The sequence below is a fragment of the Variovorax sp. ISS6 genome, assembly GCF_056523145.1.
The window spans coordinates 1155104-1171543 of the sequence record NZ_JAWRZC010000002.1; the positions used below are offsets into that span (position 1 = coordinate 1155104).

Sequence of the window (16440 nt, forward strand, 5' to 3'; positions counted from 1 at the left end):
CGACGATATGTCACATCAGCTGCTAGGAAAACTCACATCGGCCACCTGGGAGAATCTGGAGCGCTAGGCAGACCTCAACCTGTGGTGAAACAGACCCGATGATGGCTGCGCCGGTTGAGGCCCAATCTGCTTGCACCTGGAAACGCTTTGCGCCGTACGGTGTTGAGCGGCTGGTCATGTTGGGGCGCCCCGACGTTTCCCGCCAATGACTTTGTGACATTCCTTGAGAGCGAGCACCCAGCACGCTCAGCCCGCCCACGCCGCTGTCGAACACGCCAACGGGCGAAGCGGAAGCGGAAGCGGGCGGCTGCGGACGCGCGACGAGGCTCAAGCGGGTTCCAGCGTGATGGTCTTGAACTCGCCGCTGGCGATGCGCTTCTGCCACTCGGCCGGGCCGGTGATGTGCGCGCTGGTGCCGCCGGCGTCGACCGCCACCGTCACCGGCATGTCGACCACGTCGAATTCGTAGATGGCTTCCATGCCCAGGTCCTCGAAGCCCACCACCTTGGCGGTCTTGATCGCCTTGCTCACGAGGTAGGCGGCGCCGCCCACGGCCATCAGGTAGGCGCTCTTGTGCTTCTTGATCGCCTCGATCGCGACCGGGCCGCGCTCGGCCTTGCCGATCATCGCGATCAGGCCGGTCTGGGCCAGCATCATCTCGGTGAAGCCGTCCATGCGCGTGGCGGTGGTCGGGCCGGCCGGGCCCACGGCCTCGCCCTTCACCGGATCGACCGGGCCCACGTAGTAGATGACGCGGTTGGTGAAGTCCACCGGCAGCTTCTCGCCCTTGGCCAGCATGTCCTGGATGCGCTTGTGCGCGGCGTCGCGGCCGGTGAGCATCTTGCCGTTGAGCAGCAGCGTGTCGCCGGGCTTCCAGCTCGCGACTTCGGCCGGCGTGAGCTGGTCGAGGTCGACGCGCTTGCTCTTCTTCTCGTCGGGTGCCCAGTCGATCCTGGGCCACAGGTCGAGCGAGGGAGCCTCGAGGTAGACCGGACCGCTGCCGTCCATCACGAAGTGCGCATGGCGCGTGGCGGCGCAGTTCGGGATCATCGCCACCGGCTTGCTGGCCGCGTGGGTGGCGTAGCTCCTGATCTTCACGTCCAGGACGCAGGTCAAGCCGCCCAGGCCCTGCGCGCCGATGCCCAATGCATTGACCTTGTCGTGGATCTCGATTCGCAATGCCTCCAACTCCGTCAGCGCACCCGCTCTTGCCGATCCGGCCTTGGCTTGAAGCTGGTGCATGTCCAAGGGATCCATCAGGCTTTGCTTGGCCATGAGCATTGCCTTCTCGGCGGTGCCGCCGATGCCGATGCCCAGCATGCCCGGCGGGCACCAGCCGGCGCCCATGGTCGGCACGGTCTTCAGCACCCAGTCCACCACGCTGTCCGCGGGATTGAGGATGGCGAATTTGCTCTTGTTCTCGCTGCCGCCGCCCTTGGCGGCCACGGTGACTTCGACCGTGCTTCCCGGCACGATCTCCACCGAGATCACCGCGGGCGTGTTGTCGCGGGTGTTGCGGCGATCGAACTGTGCGTCGGCGACGACCGAGGCGCGCAGCGTGTTGTCGGGGTGGCTGTAGCCGCGGCGCACGCCTTCGTTGATGGCGTCGTCGAGGCTGCCGGTGAAGCCGCCCCAGCGCACGTCCATGCCCACCTTGAGGAACACGTTGACGATGCCGGTGTCCTGGCAGATCGGGCGCTGGCCGGTCGCGCTCATCTTGCTGTTGGTGAGGATCTGCGCCATCGCGTCCTTGGCGGCGGGACTGCGCTCGCGCTCGTAGGCCTTGGCCAGGTGGGCGATGTAGTCGGCAGGGTGGTAGCAGCTGATGTACTGCAGCGCGGCGCTGATCGATTCGATCAGGTCGGCCTGCTGGATCGTGGTGGTCATGGTGAGGAAGCGTTCAAAGCGGCGACGCGATCTCGCGCCGGACGTGGTCAGCCTTGGTCATCGAGGTCGAGGCCAGGACGATCGTGCACGCTCGACACCGCGACGAAGGACACGGCAGCCATCAAGGCGATGTAGACGCCGACCAGCCAGGACTGGCCCCACGTGGAGATGATCCACTGAGCGATCGTGGCCGCGAATGCACCACCCAGGATGGAGCCCAGCGCGTAGCCCACGGACACACCCGAATAGCGGACCTTGGCCGGGAACATCTCCGCGTAAAGCGCAGCCTGTGGTCCATAGGTCAGTCCGAGCGGGATGGACAGGACCAACAAGGCCACCAGGAACAGGCCAATTTGCGCCGTGTCGATCAGGAACCACATGGGGATCGCCCACACGGCGAGCATCACATAGCCGATCTGGAAGGTTCGCACGCGCCCGATCCGGTCACCGAGCACCCCGCCGATCAACGTCGAGACCAACCATCCCACAGCTGCCACCGTACAGGCGGCCAACAGTTGCTGCGACGGCAACTGAAGCACGCGCTGACCGTAGCTCAGAAAGAAGGCGACGAGCAGGTAGCCCGCGGCATTGTTGCCCACGAAGATCAACGCCGTCTGCCATACCTGCCTGCGGTGATGGCGAAAGAGCTGCCCCAGCGGCGCAGCGGATTCGCGGCGCCGCTCGTGCATGCGCAAGAAGACGGGCGACTCCTCCACCGAACGGCGGATCAGTCCGCCGACCACCACGAGCGCGATCGAGAACAGAAACGGAAGGCGCCATCCCCAGTCGAGAAACCGCTCCTTGCCAAGCACCGAGGTGACGGCCCAGAGCACACCCGTGGCGACGATCATGCCGATCGGCACCCCGATCTGGGGGAAGGCACCGAAGAACGAACGCTTGTCGGCCGGCGCGTGTTCGACCGACATCAATGCGGCACCGCCCCATTCGCCACCGGCCGAAAAGCCCTGCAGGATGCGCAGCAGGATCAGCAGCACGGGTGCCCAGACGCCGATCTGGGCGTAACCGGGGAGCACGCCGATCAGGGTGGTTGCCGCGCCCATGAGAATCAGCGTGGCGGCCAGCACGGCCTTGCGTCCGAAGCGGTCGCCCAGGTGGCCGCAGATGATCGCGCCCAGCGGCCGGAACAGGAAGGCCACACCGATGGTGGCGAACGCCAGCAGCAGCGACAGCCCCGGATTGTTCTGTGCGAAGGGTGCGAAGAACAGCGGCCCGAGCACCAGGCCCGCCGCCTGGGCGTAGATGAAATAGTCGTACCACTCGATGGCGGTGCCGACGAGGGTGGCGGTCAGGACTTTCTTGTCCTCGCGCGTCGCGGGCGGGTCCTGTGAGATCGGGAGAGAGGCGGTAGGGGGCACGGTTGTCTCCGAGGGAATGTGAACGTCCTTCAGGGCGACGTCCGGTTGTCGTTATGAGGGGGCGAGTCAGGAAGGCGACGACGTCGGCGCATCGGGCTGGCGCTCGGGGCGCGCCGCATCGAAGGCTGCGAGGCTCTCGCAGGCTGCGGCGATCGCCAGGATGCGCGGGTAGGCCGCCATCGGCACTTCGTAGCGCCTCGCGTTGTAGATCTGCGGTATCAGGCAGCACTCGACGATCGAGGGTTGCGCGCCCAGCGCGAACGGGCCGGCCTCGAAAGGCGTCAGCGCGGACTCGAGGGCCTGAAAGCCTTCGTGGCACCAATGCCGGTACCAGTCGGCAACCTGGGCATCGTCCGCGTGCAGCGAACCGCGCAGCCGCTTGAGGACGCGCAGGTTGTTGAGGGGATGGATTTCGCACGCCACGAGCTGGGCCAGTGCCCGTGCCTGCGCGCGCTGAGCCCGGTCGCCCGGAAGAAGCCGGGGCGCGGAATGGCGCTCCTCGAGGTACTCGATGATGGCGAGCGACTGCTGCAGCCGCAGGCCATCGATCTCCAGCATGGGCACCAGGCCGAAGGACGCAAGATCGCGGTAGCGCTGCTGCAGGTGCTCGCCATTCGCCATGTGCCAGCAGACAGATTCGAAGGCGATGCCTTTGAGGCCCAGCGCGATTCGCACGCGATAGGCGGCGGAGCTGCGCCAGTAGCTGTGCAGGCGCACGGTGGAGGCGGAACTCACGGCGATGCCCCTTCGATACGCACGACCTGATCGATCGCGCCGAAGATGCTGGCGCCCCCGTCATCGCGCATCTCGATGCGGACACGGTCCCCATGCTTGAGGAACGGTGTGTGCATCCGGCCTTCGCGCAGCTGCTCGCGCACGCGTGCCTCGACGAGGCAGCACACACCTGCCTCGTCGCTGCGGTTGGACACGGTGCCGCTGCCCAGGACGGTTCCGGCGATCAGTCGCCGCGTGCGCGCTGCATGGGCGATCAGTTCGCCGAAATGGAATTGCATCTCCTCGCCGGCCTGTGGACGCCCGAGCTGCCTGTCGTTGAGCCAGACTTCCATCGTGCGGTGCAGCTTGCCGCCGCGCCAATGGCTGCCCAGTTCGTCGGGCGTGACGAGCACCGGAGACAGCGCGGAGGCCGGCTTGGACTGGATGAAGCCGAAGCCCTTGGCCAGTTCGGGCACCACCAGCGAGCGCAGCGTGACGTCGTTGACCAAACCCAGCAGCCGGATATGCCCCAAGGCGTCCTGTGCGTCGACGCCCAGCGGAACGTCACCGGTCACCACGATCACCTCCGCTTCGAGGTCCACCCCCAGTTCCTCGCTGGCCGCCACGATGTCATCGTGCGGGCCAATGAAGTCGTCCGAGGCGCCCTGGTACATCACGGGATCGGTGAGAAAGGACGGCGGCATTTCGCCGCCGCGCGCGCGGCGCGTCATCTCGACATGGTTGAGGTAGGCGGAAGCGTCCAGCCACTGATAGGCGCGTGGCAGCGCGGCGGCGCAGCGGGATGCGTCGAAGGCCTCTCCCGCGTCGATGCGCGCGTTGAGCGCTTCGTAACGCGCCTGGAGGTCGGCCTGAACTTCAGGCCAGCGGTCCAGCGCTTGCTGCATGGTGTTCACCGATGCGGGCGCCGCGGTCATGCGTTGCAGATCGCGGCTCACGATGACCAACTGTCCGTCGCGTGTGCCGTTCTTGAGGGTGGCGAGTTTCATGATGGGCGTCTGCGTTCAGTCGTTGAGGGCGCTCCACATGTCCCGATCGCGTTGCGCGGTCCATACGCGCGGCACCTCGATGCCGCTCGCTTCGTCGTAGGCGCGTGACACATCGAAGGGAATGCAATGCTCGTAGATGAAGACGTGGCCGAATTCCGGGTCCATCGCCTGGCGTGTCGCTGCATAGACCTCGCGCAGCGATTTGCCCTCGCGCACGCCTTGCTGGGCGCAGCCGTAGAGCGTTTGCACCCAGCGGCGCGTGTACGCGATGCCGGCGCGGCTGTCCTCGGGCGTCTTCAATGCGGGGCCGCGGCCCGGCACCAGCTGGCGGGGTTGCAGCGCTTCGAGCGCGTCCAGGGTGGCGGGCCATTGCGCCAGTTGGGCGTCGCCCGTGTAGACGCCGGCGTTGTACTCGACCAGATCGCCTGAGAAGCAGATGCCTTGCGAAGGGATCCACGCCACCGCATCGCCCTTCGTATGCCCGGCGCCCAGGTGCATCAGCTTCACTTCGAGACTGCCCAGGTGCAGCGTCAGCTCGCGCTCGAAGACGATCGTCGGCCAGGTCAGCCCCGGAATGTCTTCGGCCGACTGGAAAAGACGAGGAAAGCGCCCGATCTCCGAGTCCATGTCGGCTTGGCCGCGTTCGATGATCAGCTCGAGGGTGCCGCGACTGGCGAAGACGTTGACCGCACCGTGCGCCGCATAGGCCGAAGCGCCCAGCACGCGCACCGCGTGATAGTGGGTGAGCATCACATGGCGGATGGGCTTGTCGGTGACGCCGCGGATGGCCTGGATCAGGCCTTGCGCCATGGCGGGCGTGGCGGTGGCGTCGATCACCATGACGCTGTCGTCGCCAATGATCACGCCCGAGTTCGGATCTCCCTCGGCGGTGTAGGCATAGGCGTTGTCGGACAGGCGCTCGAAGGAGATCGTTTTCTTGGCGAGGTCGGCGTGCGAGGCGAAGGCTTTGTTGTTCATGGTGCTGGGGTGGAATTCGTCGTCAATGGGAAGTGGGGTTGTCGTGTCGCGCCCGGCTGCTGGTGCCGCTTTGTCCCGGGCGCAGGCCTCGGGCCTTGTCGCGTGTCCACGCGGCGAGTTCTTCGTGCGCGATGCGGCGCTTTTGCTCGACGTAGTCGGCGATGGGTGCCGCATCCAGGCGCACGGTCAGCTCCAGACGCAGACCGTTGGGGTCGAAGAAGTAGATGGAGCGGATGAAATGGTGGTCGGTGACGCCCACCACCTCCACGCCGTGCGCGAGCAGCCTCTCGCGCATCTGCGCCACCTCCGCCTCGCTGGCCAGCTCCATCGCGAAGTGATTGACCCAGCCCGGTGTGTGCGGGTCCTGCCGGGTGACGGCGTTGTCGCCCAGGTCGAAAAAGGCGATGTGGGAGTGGTCGGCGAATTCGAAGAACAAGTGCACGAAGGGGCAATGCTCTCCCGTGGACGGCACGATTTCCTCCTTGACGACATGCACCAGCGGCAGGCCGAGGATGTCTTCATAGAAATGCCGGGTTTCTTCGGCGTCTCGGCAACGCCAGGCGAAGTGATGCAGGCCGCGGGCCTGGATGGCGGGTGTCATGGCGGGTCCTCGAAATGGATCAGGGGATGGCGAGCGCGAAGCCTTGTGTGTCATGACGCAGGACTTCTTCGATGGCTACATGCACGGCTTGAGGGTCATCGAGGGACTCCGCCAGCAGCAGCACCAGGCATGCAAGGCGATCGCGTTGAGCGGTGACGTCGGGCAGGTCGGTCAATGCGACCAGGTGTTCCAGGACATCGTCCAGTTGTTGTTGCGTTGCGGGCACGTCTCAAGCCTCCTCACAGACGATAGGGGTTGCATCCAGCGCTGCCTGCAGCACAGCGGGAAGTCTCTCCATGGCATCGGTCTCGTCGATCGCCAGCACGGCCATGACGTGCTGATCGGGTCGAATGAGCCACACCGCACCGGTTGCGGCGTGCGGGCCCAACTGACGGGCCAGCGCCGCGCGGCCTGCCCCGTCGCAGTACCGTCCGACGGCGACCCAGTGCAACAGCGGATGCGCTGCGCGATGCGAGGGCAGCTCGTCCGAGAGCACCAGTGCGGTGAACCAAGGGCCGAGGACCTGGTGCAGCGTTGTGCGCGGCCGCGACGCGCCAACGTCTTCGCTGGAGAGCACCACATTCGGAAGCGCCGCGCCGGTCTGCGCATGCCTGCCGGCTGCGAGCGCTGACGCGGGGTAGATGGCGGGCGTGCAAAGGCGTCCGGTGTTGATCATGCGGGCCGCCCAATCGTGGTCCGGCGCCAGCGCGATGATGGCGTCGCGCCACAGCGCGGCCGAGCTGTGCGCCCCCGGGTAGACGAAGCGCGAAGACCGGCGTGCCTGGCGAATGTTCTCCTGCGCCGCGTGCTTGCGCTCGTGGCCGTAGCTGTCCAGCACGGCCTCGCCAGCGAGCCCTTGCAGATGCAGCGCCAGTTTCCAGCCGAGGTTGTCGGCATCCTGAATGCCGCTATTGCCGCCACGTGCGCCAAAAGGCGCCACCAGGTGGGCGGCGTCGCCCACGAAGAGGACCCGTCCCGTGCGCAGATCGTCCAGGCACTCGTGGCGATAGCCCCAGGCGCCTGACCAGGCGATGTCGAACGCAACGTCCGGTCCCACGAGCTTGGCGACCCGCTCGCGCATCGCTGATTCCGTTGTCGCGATCGCGGTGTCTTCATCCGGTGCCAGCTGGAAGTCGAGGCGCCAGGTATCGTCCGCCATCTTGTGCCGCCAGACCGCGCGTCCATCGTTGGCGCTCGCATCCAGCCAGGTCCAGCGCTCCTCGGGCCATTCACCCGTGCGCAGGATGACATCGATGATGATCCAGCGGTCTTCGGTGCGGTCGTGAAGCCGGGGCGCGATCCCCAGGGCCGTGCGCACCCGGCTGTTGGCGCCATCGCAGGCCAGAATCCATTGGGCACGGGTGGTGTAGGCGCCCTCGGGCGTCGTCACGTCGAGTTCGACGTGGTCCTCGGCCGGACGGACGGCGACGACCTCGTTCAACCAGCGCAACTCGGCCAGTGGCTCGCGTTGCAGGGCTTCGACGAGAAACTTCTCGACGTAGTACTGCTGCAGATTCGCAAATCCGTTGTGACGCATGTCGGGTTGCGCCTGCAGGCTGAACGAGGTGACGGCGGCATCGCGGCACAGGACCCGGCCGAGATTCCAGCGCACGCCCTTGGCGACGACTTCGTGCGCGATGCCCAGGCGCTCGAAGATGTCCAGCGTGCGCTGGGCCCAGACCATGCCGCGCGAGGCCAACCCGCGCACGCCCACGGTGTTGTCATCGTCCAGGACCACGACGCGGATGCCGCGTCGCGCCAGGTCGAGCGCCGCACTGAGGCCGCTGAGTCCGCCGCCGACCACGATGACAGGGTGCGGCGTGTCTTGGGGGCGGTCGAGCTCGCCGGGGCGTTTGTAGGAATAGACGGGAAGTTCTAACATTCAAGGACTGCGGTTCGTGCCGCTCAAGGTGACCGGCACGAATTTAGGAGCCGGCCCCTTTTCGGTCTGTCCTGTCGAGTGAGGACATCGACAAGGGACGAGGCCCGTCGCCGCGGCAGGAGAATCAGAACGATGGAGACGAACGAACTGGCCACCTTGGCCCCGATGCGGGATGTCTGGGCACCCCAGGCGATCCTCGACCTGGGGCGGCCGATGTTTCACGCGACCTTGCTGCGTGGCCTCCACGAGGTGGTGGGTGTGGATCACATGTCCCACCTGCGCTACGACCGCACGGGCCGCATCGGCTATGCGCGTTGCGCGAGCCTGCTCGATCAGTCGATGATCGAATGGACCACGGACGTCTATGTGAATCGGCTCTATCAGCGCGATCCCAACTACCAGCGCGTGTGCGAGTCCATACGCGATCCTGTCTCGGACGTGCAACTGGTATCTGTCTCGCCCGAGAGCATTCGAGATCGCGAGTACCGTCAGCAGTTGTTCGAGAAGCCTGGCTTCGCAAGCAAGATCTCGTTGTTCGGTACCTGGGGCGAGCGGACTTGCTACATCAACCTGTACTTCTCGCGCGCAGTGTCGAGCAGAACCACGGCGCTGCTGCGCTACTGTGGCCCTTCGTTGATCGCCCTGGCACAGCGCCACGACGAGTTCGCCACGCCGCCGTCGCCGTCGATTTCCGCGGCGACCATCGACATGGCGTCACTCTCTGTGCGTGAACGGCAGGTCGCCGAACTTCTTTGGCGCGGCCACACGGCCAAGGAGGTCGCCCGCGCGCTGCACCTCTCGCCCACCACTGTGCTGACCTACAAGTCCCGTCTCTTCGAGAAGACGAACTCCGCCAACCTCAAGGAATTCCTGCTTCGCTCGCCCGGTCGAGTTCACGGCGCAGTTCACTAGCCCGGACTTCGCATCCTGCTGGTTCGGCAAGCCTCGAGAATCGCTGTCTCCCCGTGCATGGTGTTGAGCCCGAAGGAGGCGTCAAAGCGCCGAAGTTGGGGTTCATCGCGTCCGGGGTCCTTTGTCATGGGCCAGAGCCGTCGGGTCCGGGCGGCGCTCGGCCTGCGTCTTCCAACGTTCTGCGAGCCATCTGGCGTCGGTCTGCACCGCAGGCATGCTCGCGACAAAGCGATCGACCTGCACTGCCAGTTCGGCCTCGCCCTGCTGGCGCAGCTGCTGAGCCGTGGCGCGCCAATCATGGAGTACTCCTTGTCGCGTGCGTTGCATCGCCTCGAGACCTTGATCGATGACGTGCTCCTGGGTGCCGAGGAGACGAAGCACTTTTTCGATCTTGGCTTGCATGAAGGTGGAAGTCTTTGGCGCCTGATGCTGGCTTTTCTCTCCCGGTGGTAACCGAGCGGCCGCCTGGAGCGCCTGCAGGCGGTGATGGACTGCCGTACTGTAGGGGGTGCGCATCTGTCCACGCACCTGCCTGGCGGTCGCGTTCGCCGTCACGCCTTCCTCGCGCAGGAGTGCCGCGAACTGCTCACGCCACTGCCTGAGCGTGGCTTTGTAGATGCACAGCCGCTTCGTTGGCTCGTACTCCTGCTCGCTTTTGACGACCAGATGGACGTGCGGATGCGCCTGGTCGACATGCAAGGCCATGGCGTATCGGTGGCGCTGCCCGAAGTTCGTGCGTGCGAATGCGCGCACGGTCCTCAGCAGCTTGTCCGACGGCGTACCTTGCGGCATCGATAGCACGATGTTGTGAGCGACCTTGGGACGGCTGTCCGTTTGACCTTTGCGCGGCTTGGACTTGTACTGACCTTTGCAGAGATCCAACTGCCAGTCGCTTGCGAGTTCGCGAGCGGCGTTTCTTCCTTGATGGGTGCGTCCTTCGTCGTCTTCGAGGGGGAGTTTCCCCTGCCGGCCGATGTAGTCCAGATGGACCTGAACGCTGGAGGCGTCACGTCCGCCGCCGGTCACTTTCACCATCACCTCTGGTGCACGATCGACCGTACGTCGGATCTGCGCGATCTCGTCGGAACTGAAGCGCAAGACGTCGCCTGGCCCCTTGCGGCCATAGCTCACGATGTCCAGCGACATGTCGGGGGTGGTCCCGAACGGTGCGGCACCTTGCCGACTGGCTTGCGCGTTTCTCGCGGGCATTTCAGTCCTGCGCGCCGGTTTCCCAGCAAATCAGGTTTTTGCGAACAACGGCCGCCACTTCTTCGCGCGCTGTTTCCACCTGGCTTCGGACCTCCTCAAGCAACTCGCCCACTACCGTGGGCACTCCTACCGGCGTGTTCGGCGTGCCGAACGACTCGAGTTGTCGTCTTAGCGCGGCCAGGTGCGCGCAGAGGACCTTGAGCTGTGTCAGTTCGCAAGGGGGTGGCACCGCCGAGCGGCGTACATGGTTGCGCACCAGCAGGACCAAATAGCTGCTGAGCTTCATGCTGCATGCTTCGGCACGTAGTGTTGCCAAGGCGCGGTCACCCGGCCGAAGGCGAAGTGCGACGCGAGGCAGGGTTGAATCGTCCGCCTCGAGTGCAGGCGTTGCATCGTTTTCGGAGTGGTCCTGTTCGTCTGAGTTCGAACTCTTGAGAACCTCGTTCACCATCCGTGCGAGCAGGTGTGACTCGCAGAGGCCATGAAGTGCTGCCAGCGCGGAAAAGCGTGCCCGAGTTTCCGATGACACGCGGGTTCGGATCATGCTGGGGCGACAGTTGGAAGTCATTGCGCGACGACAACGTTCGATAGTTCAGTTGAACTCTATCGATTCTCTGTCGACGGACAAGGACTTTGCGGTCGAACCCTCGAAGGCGTGCGCGGAAGCGCTCGCGCCAACGACGCTGCTGGGCGAGGTACCGCGCGGTTCGAGCTAAGTGTTGATAGCGTATCGCTCTGGCACTTAATGGTAGTGGTTCAAAATGTGCTCCCACCCCAAGCTCGCGGCCTGAACGAGCTCGCCGTGATGCCCAGAATGCCGAAAGCCACCCGAACTGCTGAGCAGCTGCAAGAGCTGCTACTGGAGAGAATCAGTCGAATCCCAGGTCTTCGAGGCGAAGACACGGACGTCTACAGAGGCGGCGTGATCTGGATGGAGGCCGGCGAGGGGTACCCGAACTGGACCGTCCGCGTCATGAGCGATCGAGGTACGCATCGCAATGACATCGCTCGTGCCATCCGCGAACTCCAGTTGAAGTTCGATCTGGAGGCATGAGAGGTGCCGGCATGAGGATCAGACTCTGTGCATGCTCACCGCCCTCTTTGCGTCAGGAGCGGCGGCCTCTGATGGTTTTCCATGTGGAATTGCCAGCATCAAGCCGCTCAGAGGCACCGTTGAATTCGCTTCAATGGTCAAGCCTACTGGTACATCACGGCGAGCCAGCTCCAGTACATAAGCGGGTCAAAAATCATTGTCAACATCGAGGATGGCGAAAACTTTCCCTCCGTTGAAGCGGATGCTCTGTATGTCCCAGACGGTTAGCAACTGCAGCTCTGGATTCCACACATGTCTTGCCGAGTCCGTGTCAGCCTGAACACAGAACTGCCAGGCGTGTACGTGACTGAGAGCACGGCGGGCGTGCTTGGCAAATCAAACACTGGAGAAGTTTTTTACCCTTTGCGTGACCTGCAGACAGGACGGATGACGGTCAGTCGTCCAATTATTGCCGGTGTGGCCAGACACGTGCCCTAAAACCGCCGCGCTGCCTTGGCAGCGAGCTCATGCAGTGGGGTTGGGGTGTAATTCTTGGATCAACTCGACAAACGGCGTGCGGTTCTGGGGGCTCGGTTGAGATCCCGTCCCATGCGCTACAGCCGTTGCCATCCTGTTCAGATTGGCTCACTTATGCTCGGTGAGTGAGCGTCCAAGCGCTCAGCAATGGCCGCTTTCTGAGGCAGTCCAAACGCGGTCGCAAGCCATTGGGCAGCAGTTCTGGGTGCGAGATGCAGATCCGTAGGCCAGCGCTGCAGCGCATTCGCAGATGTCTGGGATACGATTGATGAGTTCTTGAACCTTCTGACTGGTAGGCAGGATTTGTCCGACGTTTTTGAACAGGTGCGGCATCGTCTCTATTCCATCGGGTATCGAATGTTGGCTTCCGCGCACGAGGCAGAAGATCTGGTTCAAGACGCCTGGCTGCGATGGCATGAATTCCGCAGGGAGAGCCAAAACAAGGTGCTCAATGCCGAGGCTTGGCTCGTGACGATGACGACTCGGATGGCAATCGACCGGCTGCGCGCGGCGAAGCTAAGGCGCGAGACCTATCCAGGCTATTGGTTGCCCGAACCGCTGCTTGAGGATGACCACACCAATCCGGAGGAAATCTACTCGCTGGCCGACGACGTTTCTGTAGCATTTCTGATTCTTCTTGACCATCTCTCACCAGAGGCCCGCGCCGCATTTCTTCTGCGCGAGGTCTTCGATGTTGACTATGACCAAGTAGCTCAAATCTTAGGGAAAACAGAAGCGGCAGCGCGACAGATCGTGCACCGTGCACGGCGCGAACTGGAGAAAGCTCGCGCAAAAGATCCGCGCCCGCCGGCATTGCCCGTACGCAACGAGCACCAACACCAGGTGCTGCGGGACTTCGCTCATGCGATTTCACGTGGCGACTTCGCGGGGCTGCAAGCTCTTCTTGGCGAACACGCTAAGCTGTTCAGTGACGGCGGTGGCTTGGTCCCGAGCTTTGGTACGCCTCTTCTGGGCGCACGTCGCATCGCTTTGATGTACTTTGCATCACACCGCCGTTATGGCGGGGCGATGCAGGTCCAACTGGTGAAGCTCAATGGTCGATGGGGCCTATTGCGCTACATCGACGGGCAATTGGAATCGGCGCAGTCCTTTGAGATCGGCGACCAGCAGATCCAAAAGATCCATGTGCAGCGCAACCCAGAAAAGCTGGCGCGTCTTGCCGCCACTCTGGTTCGCTTGCCTGCAGTCGTGTGATGGCAAGGGCTGGCCGTTATTCGACTTTCGCACGGGGTTTTAGACGGAAACTGACGCCGAGGCGGTTGATGGCGTTCATGGTTGCGATCGTGAGGGTAAGGTCGACCAGTTCCTTCTCGCTGAAGACGGCCGCTGCGGCTGCATAAGCTTCATCGGACGCATGCGTTTCACTGACCAGGGTCACTTCTTCGGCCCACGCGAGGGCTGCGCGCTCTTGATCCGAAAACAGGTAGGCCGCTTCGTGCCACACCGGGACCAGCACAGCCTTGTCGACCGACATACCCGACTTGATCAAATCGCGTGTGTGGATGTCGATGCAATGGGCGCAGCCATTGATCTGGGAGACCCGGAGAAAAACCAAGTCGATGAGCTGAGCCGGAAGGTCAGTGTCCTTGGTGACGAAGTGATGAAGGCCCCCAATGGCCTTCGCACCTTCGGGCGAGACTTGAAACCAATTTGCGCGTTGCATGATCTTTCTTTCCTTTTGTGTGAAGACTGGCAACATCACCAGCCTTCGCTTGTAAGACGGCCGACATCGACTTGTTGTGACATGCCCGCCGGAGCATTCCGGCATTCCTACCTTGAAGTCGTGGCTGCGATCGTTGTCGCGTTGCCAGTCATGTGTCAGCAGGCTTTTCTTGGTCCGGCGCCTGGAAGTTGAACGAAGGCTGCGGGCGCGACATTCCGCCCCAGTTCGGCCGCCAGTCGCGCTCCCCTTGTACCTCCCACGTGCCGTCGCGTCACTCGAAGACTTGCTCCTGATGTTCGCTAGGCGTTGCGTTGTGGCAGTACGCCTCTGGGGCCTGATGCAACGCACAGAAACTCCAGGGGTGCTGCGTTCGCACCTCAAAAACCCGCCAAATTTGTAAACCTTCTTGCTAAACGGCTGGAGGCTCAAGGATACTGTATTTCCATACAGTATTGGAGTCCACATGGCCGCCTCCCTGTCGTGGGTGGGTGGCGACGAAGCGCCCCCTGCCCGTTTCGCTTCCCATGCGCCGCGCGACCCGAAAGGCCGTCCGCTGCTCCTTCCGCCCGCGGTGGAATCCGCGATCTGGCGGGGGGATGCCCTGGGTAGCCCCGTGACCCGCATCGTCAGCAGTGGCTTCGAGGCCCTGGACGCAGAACTGCCCGGTGGTGGGTGGCCTTGCGGTTCGCTGACCGAAGTTCTGCAGGTGCAGGCGACGGTTCTCGAATGGCGGCTCTTCGCGCCCGCCGTGCGTGCGCTGGTCTTGCAAGGCAAGCAGATCGTGGTGGTGGGGCCTCCCAAGGCTCCGCATATCCCAGGGCTTGTTCATCTGGGACTCGACGAGCGTCATCTGGTCTGGATTCACGCGGACAAGCCCGTGGAGCGGCTGTGGGCGATCGAACAGCTGCTCAGGGCCAACGCAGCGGGCATGGTGCTGGGATGGGTGCCGCAGGCTCGTCAGGAGCAGATTCGTCGCCTGCAGGTTGGCGCGCAGAGCTGCGATGCGCCGATCATCCTCTTTCGACCGGCTGCGGCCGCGCACGAGGCGTCGGCCGCGCCGCTGCGCCTGCAAGCGCGATTCGGCATCGATTGGGAACTGCGAGTGCAACTGCTCAAGCGCAAGGGGCCCGCGCACGATACGGAGCTGCGTCTGCCATCGATCCCCGGTGGTCTGGCGGACATCCTCACGCCGCGCCTGCAACACCCGAGCCGTCTGATCGCGGCGCGTCATTCCAGAGAGTTCCCTCATGCTGTGGGCAGCATTGCTCCCGGGCAACCTGCCGGACGATCCGAAGCCGCGCACTGAAGCGCTCGACGGTCTGGCGACCTGGTGCCTGCAGTTCACCCCGCGCGTTGCCGTCCTCGAAGCGCTTTTGTCGTGTCCCGGCGTCGTGATGGAACTCGAGCAAAGTTTGCGACTGTTTGGCGGCAAGCGCCGGTTGGTGGAGCGGGTGCGCGAAGAGTGCGTCGATCTTGGCGTGCGACACCTCGCTTGGGCGCCCACAAGCTTGGCCGCGCTCGCACTCGCGCGAGCGGGCCTGTCCAATGGCTTTGCGAAGCCCTTGGCGCAACTGTTGGATGCATTGCCGTTGGAGACACTCACGCAGGTCGCCGTGCACCAAGCCACACTGGCACGCCTGGGTTGCCAGACCTTGGGACAGGTTCGAGCCCTACCGCGCGGTGGCCTGAGCCGGCGCTTTGACGCGCAGTTGCTTGGAGCCCTGGATCAGGCGTATGGCTTGCGCCCTGACGGTCATGCGTGGACCCAGCTGTCGGAAACTTTCCATGCGAAGCTCGAGTTGATGGCGCGTGTGGAGCATGCGCCGGCGATGATTTTCGGTGCTCGTCGACTGATGCTGCAGATGGCGGGATGGCTTCTGGCACGGCGCTCAGGCGTGACTGCCTTCACCTTGCGCTGGTGCCATGACGCCATGCGCTCGAAGGCGGCAGGTGATGGCGGCGAAATGACCGTGCGAACAGCCCATGCCACGCGCGACACCGAACACCTGATGCGGCTTCTGGCTGAGCACTTGGTCAAGGTCGAACTGCTGGCGCCAGTGGGCGATCTGGAGCTGGTGACCAACGAGGTGCAGCCGTTGGAAGAAAAAAGCTTCTCCATGCTGCCCGAGACGAAGCAGTCGGGTGAGAGCCTGGCGCTCGTCCTCGAGCGCATCGCCGCACGCCTGGGGCCGGACCGCGTGTTGCGCCCGGTCCTCGTCGAGGACCACCGGATGGAATGGATGTGTCGTTGGCGACCGGCGCCCGAACGCGCGCCTCGCATCGGGTGCAGGCCGCTCGACGTGCCGCAGCCGACCTTCATGCTCGCCAAGCCGCTGCGTCTGGCCGTTCAGGACAACCGGCCGATCTACCAGGGTGTGCTTCAACTGCTGGCGGGCCCCCATCGCGTGGAGGGCGGCTGGTGGGATCGCACAACAGGTGTCGAGGCCGGCAACAACGAGGGAGCGTTTTCCGCCGTTCCGCCGCCGGAGACCACTCGCCATGTCGCACGCGACTACTGGGTGGCCGTGAGCGAGCATGCCGGTGTGCTATGGATTTTTCAGATGCGCCTGGCCCGGGAAGAGACCGCCTGGTTTCTCCATGGCACCTTCGCTTGAGGGCT

Annotated in this window: 16 protein-coding genes; 5 read left to right on the forward strand and 11 right to left on the reverse strand. The window is 64.1% G+C overall.

Going from position 1 to position 16440, the window contains the following annotated elements; genetic code table 11:
- Window positions 1–327 precede the first annotated feature (327 nt).
- The 8 genes from AC1HIL_RS37025 to AC1HIL_RS37060 form a co-directional block, all read right to left on the reverse strand.
- On the reverse strand, window positions 328–1887 hold the full coding sequence (locus AC1HIL_RS37025; RefSeq protein WP_479668696.1) for a fumarate hydratase: 1560 nt from the start codon (window positions 1885–1887) through the stop codon (window positions 328–330).
- A 47-nt stretch (window positions 1888–1934) separates the two neighbouring features.
- Window positions 1935–3263, reverse strand: a complete 1329-nt coding sequence (locus AC1HIL_RS37030; protein WP_479668695.1) for an MFS transporter — start codon at window positions 3261–3263, stop codon at window positions 1935–1937.
- A 66-nt stretch (window positions 3264–3329) separates the two neighbouring features.
- A complete protein-coding gene (gene maiA / locus AC1HIL_RS37035; protein WP_479668694.1) occupies window positions 3330–3980 on the reverse strand; it encodes a maleylacetoacetate isomerase in 651 nt (216 codons plus the stop codon).
- Window positions 3981–3994: 14 nt separating this feature from the next.
- Window positions 3995–4984: a fumarylacetoacetate hydrolase family protein gene (locus tag AC1HIL_RS37040; RefSeq protein ID WP_479668693.1), complete on the reverse strand. Its 990-nt coding sequence runs from the start codon at window positions 4982–4984 to the stop codon at window positions 3995–3997.
- Window positions 4985–4999: 15 nt separating this feature from the next.
- Window positions 5000–5962: an MBL fold metallo-hydrolase gene (locus AC1HIL_RS37045; RefSeq protein WP_479668692.1), complete on the reverse strand. Its 963-nt coding sequence runs from the start codon at window positions 5960–5962 to the stop codon at window positions 5000–5002.
- 22 nt (window positions 5963–5984) lie between these two features.
- Complete coding sequence (locus AC1HIL_RS37050; RefSeq protein WP_296732645.1) at window positions 5985–6563, reverse strand: VOC family protein; 579 nt, start codon at window positions 6561–6563, stop codon at window positions 5985–5987.
- Between the two features lie 19 nt (window positions 6564–6582).
- Window positions 6583–6789, reverse strand: a complete 207-nt coding sequence (locus AC1HIL_RS37055; protein WP_296732642.1) for a DUF2783 domain-containing protein — start codon at window positions 6787–6789, stop codon at window positions 6583–6585.
- Window positions 6790–6792: 3 nt separating this feature from the next.
- Window positions 6793–8445, reverse strand: a complete 1653-nt coding sequence (locus AC1HIL_RS37060; protein WP_296732640.1) for an FAD-dependent oxidoreductase — start codon at window positions 8443–8445, stop codon at window positions 6793–6795.
- A gap of 132 nt (window positions 8446–8577) precedes the next feature.
- Between AC1HIL_RS37060 and AC1HIL_RS37065 the strand changes: the two genes are divergently transcribed.
- Window positions 8578–9357 carry a response regulator transcription factor gene (locus AC1HIL_RS37065; RefSeq protein ID WP_296732637.1) on the forward strand — a complete coding sequence of 260 codons (780 nt, stop codon included), beginning with the start codon at window positions 8578–8580 and terminating at the stop codon, window positions 9355–9357.
- A gap of 102 nt (window positions 9358–9459) precedes the next feature.
- Here AC1HIL_RS37065 and AC1HIL_RS37070 read toward each other — a convergent pair whose 3' ends face one another.
- Together AC1HIL_RS37070 and AC1HIL_RS37075 are read right to left on the reverse strand one after the other, a co-directional pair.
- A complete protein-coding gene (locus AC1HIL_RS37070) occupies window positions 9460–10503 on the reverse strand; it encodes a relaxase/mobilization nuclease domain-containing protein (protein ID WP_296732635.1) in 1044 nt (347 codons plus the stop codon).
- Window positions 10504–10567: 64 nt separating this feature from the next.
- A complete protein-coding gene (locus tag AC1HIL_RS37075; protein WP_296732632.1) occupies window positions 10568–10852 on the reverse strand; it encodes a hypothetical protein in 285 nt (94 codons plus the stop codon).
- A gap of 528 nt (window positions 10853–11380) precedes the next feature.
- On the opposite strand from AC1HIL_RS37075, the gene AC1HIL_RS37080 reads away from it, so the two are divergent.
- Together AC1HIL_RS37080 and sigJ are read left to right on the forward strand one after the other, a co-directional pair.
- A complete protein-coding gene (locus AC1HIL_RS37080) occupies window positions 11381–11620 on the forward strand; it encodes a hypothetical protein (protein ID WP_057591516.1) in 240 nt (79 codons plus the stop codon).
- A 792-nt stretch (window positions 11621–12412) separates the two neighbouring features.
- Window positions 12413–13351 carry an RNA polymerase sigma factor SigJ gene (gene sigJ, locus AC1HIL_RS37085; protein WP_412179335.1) on the forward strand — a complete coding sequence of 313 codons (939 nt, stop codon included), beginning with the start codon at window positions 12413–12415 and terminating at the stop codon, window positions 13349–13351.
- Between the two features lie 16 nt (window positions 13352–13367).
- Here sigJ and AC1HIL_RS37090 read toward each other — a convergent pair whose 3' ends face one another.
- Window positions 13368–13820 (reverse strand): carboxymuconolactone decarboxylase family protein, encoded by a 453-nt coding sequence (locus AC1HIL_RS37090; RefSeq protein ID WP_057591514.1) that lies wholly within the window; start codon window positions 13818–13820, stop codon window positions 13368–13370.
- A 463-nt stretch (window positions 13821–14283) separates the two neighbouring features.
- Here AC1HIL_RS37090 and imuA point away from each other — a divergent pair, with 463 nt between their 5' ends.
- Window positions 14284–15126, forward strand: coding sequence for a translesion DNA synthesis-associated protein ImuA (gene imuA, locus AC1HIL_RS37095; protein ID WP_479668691.1), 843 nt, complete (start codon window positions 14284–14286; stop codon window positions 15124–15126).
- Window positions 15068–16435: a Y-family DNA polymerase gene (locus AC1HIL_RS37100; protein WP_479668690.1), complete on the forward strand. Its 1368-nt coding sequence runs from the start codon at window positions 15068–15070 to the stop codon at window positions 16433–16435. The genes imuA and AC1HIL_RS37100 overlap by 59 nt, the downstream gene beginning before the upstream one ends.
- Window positions 16436–16440: the final 5 nt, after the last annotated feature.

Bases quoted from the DNA above. Each gene is read 5' to 3' on its own strand.
- AC1HIL_RS37070 (WP_296732635.1), bottom strand. From the start codon at position 10,503: ATGTCGCTGGACATCGTGAGCTATGGCCGCAAGGGGCCAGGCGACGTC.
- AC1HIL_RS37080 (WP_057591516.1), top strand. From the start codon at position 11,381: ATGCCGAAAGCCACCCGAACTGCTGAGCAGCTGCAAGAGCTGCTACTG.
- AC1HIL_RS37025 (WP_479668696.1), bottom strand. From the start codon at position 1,887: ATGACCACCACGATCCAGCAGGCCGACCTGATCGAATCGATCAGCGCC.
- AC1HIL_RS37100 (WP_479668690.1), top strand. From the start codon at position 15,068: ATGCTGTGGGCAGCATTGCTCCCGGGCAACCTGCCGGACGATCCGAAG.
- AC1HIL_RS37090 (WP_057591514.1), bottom strand. From the start codon at position 13,820: ATGCAACGCGCAAATTGGTTTCAAGTCTCGCCCGAAGGTGCGAAGGCC.
- AC1HIL_RS37065 (WP_296732637.1), top strand. From the start codon at position 8,578: ATGGAGACGAACGAACTGGCCACCTTGGCCCCGATGCGGGATGTCTGG.
- imuA (WP_479668691.1), top strand. From the start codon at position 14,284: ATGGCCGCCTCCCTGTCGTGGGTGGGTGGCGACGAAGCGCCCCCTGCC.
- AC1HIL_RS37045 (WP_479668692.1), bottom strand. From the start codon at position 5,962: ATGAACAACAAAGCCTTCGCCTCGCACGCCGACCTCGCCAAGAAAACG.
- AC1HIL_RS37040 (WP_479668693.1), bottom strand. From the start codon at position 4,984: ATGAAACTCGCCACCCTCAAGAACGGCACACGCGACGGACAGTTGGTC.
- AC1HIL_RS37060 (WP_296732640.1), bottom strand. From the start codon at position 8,445: ATGTTAGAACTTCCCGTCTATTCCTACAAACGCCCCGGCGAGCTCGAC.
- AC1HIL_RS37050 (WP_296732645.1), bottom strand. From the start codon at position 6,563: ATGACACCCGCCATCCAGGCCCGCGGCCTGCATCACTTCGCCTGGCGT.
- AC1HIL_RS37075 (WP_296732632.1), bottom strand. From the start codon at position 10,852: ATGAAGCTCAGCAGCTATTTGGTCCTGCTGGTGCGCAACCATGTACGC.